Raw genomic sequence first — 8,282 nt, 5'->3', positions numbered from 1 at the left:
CTTCTTCCGGGCGGTCGGCAACGACTACAGCCAGGGCCCGGCGGCCGGTAACTACATCAAGAACGTGCTGAAGGCCGAGAAGGTCTTCGTCATCGACGACCAGTCCGCGTACGGCGCCGGCCTGGCCGACGAGGTCAAGAAGGTGCTCGGCGCGGCGGTCGTCGACAGCGACAAGGTCCAGGGCGACGGCAAGCAGAGCGACTTCTCGGCGACTGTCACCAAGGTCAAGTCCTCCGGCGCGGCCGTGGTCTTCTACGGCGGCTACTACCAGGAGGCCGGTCTGATCCGCAAGCAGCTGACCGCTGCCGGCGTCACCGCCACCCTGGTCGCCGGCGACGGCGTCAACGACGCCTCCTACATCACCGGTGCCGGCGCGGCGGCGGCCGAGGGCACCATCCTCACCTGCCCCTGCCAGCCGGCCACCGAGGCGCGCGGCACCTTCGTCGAGGACTTCAAGGCGCTCAACGGCGGGGAGCCCGGCACCTACAGCGACGTCGCGTTCGACGCGGCGAACATCCTGCTCGCCGGCATCAAGGCCGGTAACAGCACCCGCCCGAAGATGCTGGAGTTCGTGAAGGGCTACAGCGGCGAGGGCGTTGCGGCGAGCTACAAGTTCACCGAGACCGGTGAGCTCGACCCGACCCAGGTCAAGGTCTGGGCGTACAAGGTCGAGGGCGGCAAGGTCGTTCCGGACCAGGAAGTCCCGAAGTCCTGACCGTTGCGGTAACGGTTCCGCTGTGACTGTGGGGTGCGGCCGGGGAGCACCTTCCCGGCCGCACCCCCCACTGTCTTCCCTTCCCGTACGGAGTGCCCTTCCTTGAACTTCAACGCCCTATTCTCCGATTTCGGGGGATATACGATAACCGGGCTGACGGTGGGCGCCATCTACGCCCTCGTCGCGCTGGGTTACACGCTGGTGTACGGCGTGCTGAGACTCATCAACTTCGCCCACTCCGAGGTCTTCATCGCCGGCGCTTTCGCCGCCATCTGGGGCTGGGCCGCGTTTGGCCTGGACCGCGACTCGGTCGTCAGCGGCTTCGGCTCGATCATGCTCTACCTGCTGGTCGGTGCCCTGATCGCGGCGGTGGCCTCGGCTGGTACCGCGACGGTCATCGAGCGGGTGGCGTACCGGCCGTTGCGTAAGCGCAACGCCCCGCCGCTGGCCTTCCTGATCACCGCCATCGGCGCGTCGATCGCCATCGCCGAGGCGTTCGGCATCTACACCCGGCGGCTTCCGGTCGGCGCCCCCACCGTGGTCAAGAACGACGTCCTGTTCACCGTCTTCGGTGCGGAAGTCACCGTGGTGCAGTTGCTGATCATCGGTTCGGCTCTGGCGATGATGGTCGCTCTGGACCTCTTCATCAACCGCAGCCGTGTCGGCCGGGGTATCCGAGCGGTCGCCCAGGATCAGAACACGGCCGCGCTGATGGGGATCAACAAGGACCGGATCATCCTGGTCGTCTTCGTCATCGGTGGCGTGATGGCCGGCGTCGCCGGGATGCTCTACGACATCCGGATCGGCACGCTGACCTACAGCGTGGGCTTCCTGCTCGGGCTGAAGGCGTTCACCGCGGCGGTCCTCGGTGGCATCGGCAACCTGCGCGGCGCGCTGCTCGGTGGCCTGCTGCTCGGTCTGGTCGAGAACTACGCCTCGGCTCTGTTCGGCGCGAACTGGAAGGACCTGGCCGCCTTCGTCGTCCTGGTCGTGCTGCTGATGTTCCGGCCGACCGGTCTGCTTGGCGAGTCGTTGGGGAGGGCCCGCGCATGACCAGCGTGAGGGAATGGATCGATACCGGCCGCCACGCGGTGGCCGAGCGGTGGCACAACGCGCCGCGCTGGACGCGGTGGGCCGTCATCGGGGCGGTGATCGTGTTCTTCTACGCCCTGCCGAACCGGGAGTTCTACCAGTGGCTCGGGCCGATTCCGACAACGGGATCGAACTTCGGGCAGGTGCTCTTCACCGTCTCCATCTACGTGCTGCTGGCGGTCGGGTTGAACATCGTGGTCGGCTTCGCCGGCCTGCTCGACCTGGGCTACTTCGGCTTCTTCGCGGTCGGTGCGTACACGGTGGCGGTGTTCACCTCGCCGAGCAGCGACCTCAAGACGCTCTGGCCGTGGTTGCTGGCCCTGCCGTTGGCGATCGCGCTGACGATGATCTCCGGGGTGTTCCTGGGTACGCCGACACTGCGGCTGCGTGGTGACTACCTGGCCATCGTGACGCTCGGCTTCGCCGAGATGATCCGGGTCGCGGCGACGGCCTCCGACTTCCTCAAGGGGCAGCGCGGCTTCAACCAGATCCCGCACCCGCCGGGCAGCTACTCCGACGGCAAGCCGATCTTCGGGGTGCTCGACCCACGGCCGTACTACTGGCTGGTCCTCACAGTGATCATCCTGGTGGTCATCGGCGTGCGGAACCTCAACCGCAGCCGGGTCGGCCGGGCCTGGATCTCGATCCGGGAGGACGAGGACGCGGCGCAGCTGATGGGTGTGCCGACGTTCAAGTTCAAGCTCTGGGCGTTCGCCTCGGGCGCGGCGATCGGCGGTCTGGCCGGGGCGCTCTTCGCCGGCAAGCAGAACTTCGTCAGCTCGCAGAACCTCGAGCTGCTCAACTCGATCATCATCCTGGCCGCGGTCATCCTCGGCGGTTCGGGCAACATCGTCGGCGCGATCGTCGGCGGTGGCCTGGTGGCGTACCTGATCGAGCGGTTCCGTGGCATCGAGGTCTTCGGCGTCGAGCTGTACGAGTACCGATTCATGTTCTTCGGCCTGATTCTGGTGGTCATGATGATCTTCCGACCACAGGGCCTGATACCGAACCGACGACGAGCGGCGGAGTTCAAGGACCGTCGCAAGGAGGTGATCGTCGGTGGGTGAGACCGTGCAGAAGCCGACCGTTCCGGAGCAGGCTGGCGCCCCGGCGGTGGAATCCACCGCCGACGGCCGTGAGCCACTGCTCGAGGTCGACCACGTCACGCTGCGGTTCGGCGGCGTGGTGGCCCTCAACGACGTCAACTTCACCCTCTACAAGGGGGAGATCCTCGGTCTGATCGGCCCGAACGGCGCCGGCAAGACCACCTGCTTCAACGCGATGACCGGCATCTACCAGCCCTCCGAGGGTGAGATCCGGTTCCGCGGGCAGCGGATCACCGGCAAGAAGAAGCACCACATCACCAAGATGGGCATGGCGCGGACGTTCCAGAACATCCGCCTGTTCCCGGAGATGACCGCGCTGGAGAACATCCAGGTCGGTGCGGACGCCCACCACAAGACCAGCGTCATCTCCGCCCTGTTCCGGCTGCCCCGGCACCGGCGCGAGGAGCGCGACGGGATCGAGAAGGCCGAACGGCTGCTCGACTTCGTCGGCATCCCCAACCGGATGCACGACGCCGCCCGCAACCTCTCCTACGGCGAACAGCGCCGGCTGGAGATCGCGCGGGCGCTGGCCACCGACCCGGTACTGCTCTGCCTGGACGAGCCGGCCGCCGGCTTCAACCCGGCCGAGAAGGAGGAGCTGCTCCAGCTCATCCGCAAGATCCGGGACCAGGGCATCACCGTGCTGCTGATCGAGCACGACATGCGCCTGGTCATGGGAGTGACCGACCGGATCGTGGTGCTGGAGTTCGGAAAGAAGATCGCTGAAGGACTCCCCGCCGAGGTGCGGGAGGACCACCGGGTGATCGCGGCCTACCTGGGGGTGCCGGATGACGACGCTGCTTGAGATCGAAGACGTCAGTCTGCTCTACGGGCGGATCAAGGCGCTGCACGGGATCAGCCTGACCGTGAACGAGGGCGAGATCGTGGCCCTGATCGGCGCCAACGGCGCCGGCAAGTCCACCACCATGCGGGCCATCTCGGGTATCCGTCCGGTCGCCGCCGGCCGGATCCGGTTCGGTGGTGAGGACATCACCAAGCTCCGGGCCGACCTACGGGTGCGGCGGGGGCTCTGCCAGGCACCCGAGGGCCGGGGGATCTTCCCCGGGATGAGCGTGCTGGAGAACCTGGACATGGGTGCTTACACCCGGCGTGACCGTGCCGAGGTGGCCAAGGACCTGGCCAAGGTGCTGGAACTCTTCCCTCGGCTGGCGGAGCGGCGCAAGCAGGTCGGTGGGACGCTCTCCGGCGGTGAGCAGCAGATGCTGGCCGTGGGCCGGGCGTTGATGAGCCGGCCCAAGCTGCTGCTGCTCGACGAGCCCTCGATGGGTCTGGCGCCGATGCTGATCCAGCAGATTTTCTCGATCATCACCGAGATCAACGAGCAGGGCACCACGATCCTGCTGGTGGAGCAGAACGCGCAGCAGGCGCTCGCCCGGGCGCACCGCGCGTACGTGTTGGAGACGGGCCGGATCGTCAAGGAGGGCACCGGCAGCGAGTTGCTGCACGACCCGGCCGTCAAAGAGGCCTACCTCGGCGTGGCCTGACCGGCTGATACCCCTCATCGCAAGGAGAACGACATGTTCAACTTCAACGGTCGCCGGCGGGCCGTCATCGGTGTGGCCGGTGCGGCGCTGCTCACCCTCTCGTTGGCCGCGTGCGGCGAGAAGGAGGGCGACGACCAGCCCGGCGCGGGCCCGAGCGTGACCGCCGACGCCGACTCGGCGCTCGCCGCCAAGGTGCCTGACGCGATCAAGGCCGACGGCGTGATCAAGGTGGGCACCGACGCGACGTACGCGCCGGCGGAGTTCCTCGACACCGACGGCAAGACCGTGATCGGCTTCGACATCGAGCTGTTCAACGCGGTGGCGCAGAAGCTCGGCCTGAAGGCCGAGTACGAGGCGGCGCCGTTCGACGCGATCCTGCCCGGTGTGGGCTCCGGCAAGTACGAGATCGGTGTCTCCTCGTTCACCATCAACGCCGAGCGGATGCAGACGGTCAACATGGTGAGCTACTTCTCCGCCGGCACCCAGTGGGCCACCAAGGCCGGTAACCCGAACCAGGTGGACCCGGACAACGCCTGCGGCAAGAAGATCGCCGTGCAGACCAGCACCGTCCAGGTCGACGACCTCGAGGTCCGGTCGAAGAAGTGCACCGACGCCGGTCAGCCGGCGATCACCATCGACCAGTACCAGTCGCAGGCCGACGCGACGGCCGCCGTGGTCAGCGGCAAGAACGACGCGATGCTGGCCGACTCGCCGGTCGGCGCGTACGCGGTGCAGCAGAGCAGCGGCCAGCTGGCGGTGCTCGGCGACATCTACGAGTCGGCTCCGTACGGCTACGTGGTGAAGAAGGACCAGGCCGAGTTCGCCGAGGTGCTGCGGGAGGCCGTGCAGGCGGTCATCGCCGACGGCAGCTACGAGGCGGCGCTGAAGAAGTGGGGCGTCGAGGGCGGTGCCATCACGACCTCGGCACTGAACCCCGCTAGCTGACATGTCCCTCGACACCGAAACACCCGAACGGGCACGGCCGGAACCCATCCAGGCCGTGCCCGTGCGGCATCCCGGGCGGTGGCTCGCCGTCGCCGTCATCGGGGTGCTGGTGGCCATGTTCGTGCACATGCTGGTGACGAACAAGGCGTTCAACTGGTCGTTCATGGTCGACGAGATGTTCCGGCCGCCGATCATCGCGGGGCTGCGCGGCACCATCCTGTTGCTCGTCCTTTCGATGTTCATCGGCATCACGCTGGGCGTCGTCATCGCGATCATGCGGCTCTCCGAGAACCCGGTCCTGCGCGGCGTCTCCTGGGTCTACACCTGGTTCTTCCGGGCGGTGCCCCGGTTGGTGCTGGCGATCCTCTTCGGCAACCTGGGCATCCTCTGGGCCCGGATCGAGTTCGGGTTGCCCTTCGACCGGCAGATCGGCGCGCTGTTCGGAGTCAGCGACTTCGAGGCGCGGCTGTTCGGCTTCTCGGCGGTGGACATCCTCACCGGTTTCGTCGCCGGCATGCTGGCACTCGGCCTCTCCGAGGCGGCGTACATGGCGGAGATCGTCCGGGCCGGCATCCAGTCGGTCGACGAGGGGCAGACCGAGGCGGCTCAGGCCCTCGGCCTGACCCGGGGTCAGATCATGCGTCGGATCGTGCTGCCGCAGGCGATGCGGGTGATCATCCCGCCGACCGGCAACGAGACCATCGCGATGCTCAAGGACACCTCGCTGGTGGCCTTCGTGCCGGTCTCCGCCGAGCTGTTCTTCCAGCTCAAGGCCGTCGGCGCCCGTACCTTCCAGCTCTTCCCGATGTACGTGGCGGCGTGCCTGTGGTATCTGCTGCTGACCAGCGTGCTGCTGGTCGGGCAGTACTACCTGGAGCGGCACTTCTCCAAGGGCGTCGGCCGCAGCGGGCGGGCGAAAGTCAAGTTGCGGGGGATCGCCGCGGAGGCTGGCGGCGGCGCGAGCAAGGCGGATGCGTGATGACGGGCGTGAAGGTGCTGCCGCAGGCTGGCCCGCCGGGGGCGGAGTCGGGGCCGATGGTGCACGCCGAGCAGGTGCACAAGTCGTTCGGCTCGATCGAGGTGCTCAAGGGCATCGACCTGCAGGTGCGGGCCGGGGAGGTGTGCTGCCTGCTCGGGCCCTCCGGGTCGGGCAAGTCGACCTTCCTGCGCTGCATCAACCACCTGGAGAAGATCAACGCCGGGTGGATCCGGGTGGACGGCGAGCTGATCGGCTATCGGGAGCGCGGCGGCAAGCTGCACGAGATGCGGGAGAAGGAGGTCGCCGCCCAGCGCCGCTCGATCGGCATGGTGTTCCAGCGGTTCAACCTCTTTCCGCACATGACGGCCCTGGACAACGTGGCCGAGGCCCCGACCCTGGTACGGCGGGAGAAGAAGTCCGCCGCCCGGGAGCGGGCCGCAGCGCTGCTGGAGCGGGTGGGGCTCGGCGACAAGCTGGGCAACTACCCGGGGCAGCTCTCCGGTGGACAGCAGCAGCGGGTGGCCATCGCCCGGGCGCTGGCCATGAAGCCGAAGCTGATGCTCTTCGACGAGCCCACCAGTGCGCTCGACCCGGAGCTGGTCGGCGAGGTGCTGGACGTGATGAAGGACCTGGCCCGCGACGGCATGACGATGATCGTGGTCACCCACGAGATCGGCTTCGCCCGTGAGGTCGGCGACTCGCTGGTCTTCATGGACGGCGGCGTGGTGGTCGAGCAGGGCAACCCGCGCGAGGTGATCGCCGACCCGAAGCACGACCGGACCAAGGCGTTCCTGGCCAAGGTGCTCTGACGAGACCCGGCCGCCGGCGGTGATCGCCGGCGGCCGGGCCCTGTCGCTGGCTGACGTCCGGCCGTGGCCCATGCTGGCGGGCGCGGCCCGCGGCGGCTGTCGGGGGCAGGGGATAGAGTCGCTGCCGTGACAGCTACGACCCCGCGCCTGCTTCTCGTCGACGGACACTCCCTGGCATACCGGGCCTTCTTCGCCCTGCCGGTCGAGAACTTCTCCACCACGACGGGGCAGCCGACCAACGCGGTCTACGGCTTCACCTCCATGCTGATCAACGTGCTGCGCGACGAGCAGCCGACGCACATCGTGGTCGCCTTCGACGTCTCCCGCCGCTCCTTCCGCACCGACAAGTACGCGGAGTACAAGGCCGGCCGCAGCGAGACCCCGACCGACTTCAAGGGCCAGGTGAGCCTGGTCAAGGAGGTCTTGGCCGCGCTGCGCATCCCGGTGGTGGAGAAGGAGGGCTACGAGGCCGACGACGTCATCGCCACCCTGGCCTGCCAGGCCCGCGACCAGGGCATGTCGGTGCTGATCAGCACCGGCGACCGGGATGCGTTCCAGCTGGTCGGCGAGCAGATCACCGTGCTCTACCCGCGCAAGGGCGTCTCCGACCTGGCCCGGATGGATCCGGCCGCGGTCGAGACGAAGTACGGCGTCGGCCCGGAGCGCTACCGCGACCTGGCCGCGCTGGTCGGTGAGACCAGCGACAACCTGCCCGGCATTCCCGGCGTCGGCCCGAAGACCGCAGCCAAGTGGATCAACACCTACGGCGGGGTGGAGGGCGTCATCGCCCGCGCCGACGAGATCAAGGGCAAGGCTGGCGACAGCCTGCGCGAACGGCTGGCCGACGTGATCCGCAACTACGAGATCAACTGTCTGGTCGCCGACCTGGAGCTGCCGATCCGCCCCGACGACGCCCGCTGGCAGGGCTGGGACCGCGAGGCGGTGCACCAGGTCTTCGACACCCTCCAGTTCCGCATCCTGCGAGACCGGCTGTATCAGTACCTGGAGGCGGTCGAGCCGGAGGCCGAGGCGGGCTTCGACCTGGCCGGCGAGGTGCTCGCCGGACCCGGCGCCCTGGCCGGTTGGCTGGCGACACACGCCCCGGCGGGCACCCCGGTCGGCGTCGCGGTC

9 protein-coding genes are annotated in these 8,282 nt (G+C 68.1%); all 9 read left to right on the top strand.

Annotated features, from left to right (window positions below):
• A partial coding sequence (locus AB0M52_RS26400) for a branched-chain amino acid ABC transporter substrate-binding protein (protein ID WP_363958928.1) occupies positions 1 to 715 on the top strand: 715 nt, incomplete at its 5' end.
• A 102-nt stretch (positions 716 to 817) separates the two neighbouring features.
• On the top strand, positions 818 to 1,768 hold the full coding sequence (locus AB0M52_RS26395) for a branched-chain amino acid ABC transporter permease (RefSeq protein WP_363958925.1): 951 nt from the start codon (positions 818 to 820) through the stop codon (positions 1,766 to 1,768).
• Positions 1,765 to 2,874 carry a branched-chain amino acid ABC transporter permease gene (locus AB0M52_RS26390; RefSeq protein ID WP_363958922.1) on the top strand — a complete coding sequence of 370 codons (1,110 nt, stop codon included), beginning with the start codon at positions 1,765 to 1,767 and terminating at the stop codon, positions 2,872 to 2,874. Before AB0M52_RS26395 ends, AB0M52_RS26390 begins: the two co-directional genes overlap by 4 nt.
• Before the next feature lie 46 nt (positions 2,875 to 2,920).
• Positions 2,921 to 3,718, top strand: coding sequence for an ABC transporter ATP-binding protein (locus AB0M52_RS26385; protein WP_363958931.1), 798 nt, complete (start codon positions 2,921 to 2,923; stop codon positions 3,716 to 3,718).
• The gene (locus AB0M52_RS26380; RefSeq protein WP_363958919.1) at positions 3,702 to 4,418 is read left to right on the top strand and encodes an ABC transporter ATP-binding protein; all 717 of its coding nucleotides are present in this window, start codon (positions 3,702 to 3,704) and stop codon (positions 4,416 to 4,418) included. The genes AB0M52_RS26385 and AB0M52_RS26380 overlap by 17 nt, the downstream gene beginning before the upstream one ends.
• A 33-nt stretch (positions 4,419 to 4,451) precedes the next feature.
• The gene (locus AB0M52_RS26375) at positions 4,452 to 5,363 is read left to right on the top strand and encodes an ABC transporter substrate-binding protein (RefSeq protein ID WP_363958916.1); all 912 of its coding nucleotides are present in this window, start codon (positions 4,452 to 4,454) and stop codon (positions 5,361 to 5,363) included.
• Position 5,364: 1 nt separating this feature from the next.
• A complete protein-coding gene (locus AB0M52_RS26370; protein WP_363958913.1) occupies positions 5,365 to 6,342 on the top strand; it encodes an amino acid ABC transporter permease in 978 nt (325 codons plus the stop codon).
• A complete protein-coding gene (locus AB0M52_RS26365; protein WP_363958910.1) occupies positions 6,342 to 7,151 on the top strand; it encodes an amino acid ABC transporter ATP-binding protein in 810 nt (269 codons plus the stop codon). The genes AB0M52_RS26370 and AB0M52_RS26365 overlap by 1 nt, the downstream gene beginning before the upstream one ends.
• A 126-nt stretch (positions 7,152 to 7,277) precedes the next feature.
• Positions 7,278 to 8,282 (top strand): 5'-3' exonuclease H3TH domain-containing protein (locus tag AB0M52_RS26360; RefSeq protein WP_363958907.1); only part of this gene is annotated, 1,005 nt, incomplete at its 3' end.

It is taken from the genome of Micromonospora sp. NPDC051296, assembly GCF_040682255.1.
In the GTDB taxonomy this organism is placed as follows: Bacteria; Actinomycetota; Actinomycetes; order Mycobacteriales; family Micromonosporaceae; genus Micromonospora; species Micromonospora craterilacus.
Note: the sequence above shows the minus strand (reverse complement) of the source record. Positions and strands in the feature narration are given on the sequence as shown.

Bases quoted from the DNA above. Each gene is read 5' to 3' on its own strand.
- AB0M52_RS26390 (WP_363958922.1), top strand. From the start codon at position 1,765: ATGACCAGCGTGAGGGAATGGATCGATACCGGCCGCCACGCGGTGGCC.
- AB0M52_RS26380 (WP_363958919.1), top strand. From the start codon at position 3,702: ATGACGACGCTGCTTGAGATCGAAGACGTCAGTCTGCTCTACGGGCGG.
- AB0M52_RS26375 (WP_363958916.1), top strand. From the start codon at position 4,452: ATGTTCAACTTCAACGGTCGCCGGCGGGCCGTCATCGGTGTGGCCGGT.
- AB0M52_RS26370 (WP_363958913.1), top strand. From the start codon at position 5,365: ATGTCCCTCGACACCGAAACACCCGAACGGGCACGGCCGGAACCCATC.
- AB0M52_RS26365 (WP_363958910.1), top strand. From the start codon at position 6,342: ATGACGGGCGTGAAGGTGCTGCCGCAGGCTGGCCCGCCGGGGGCGGAG.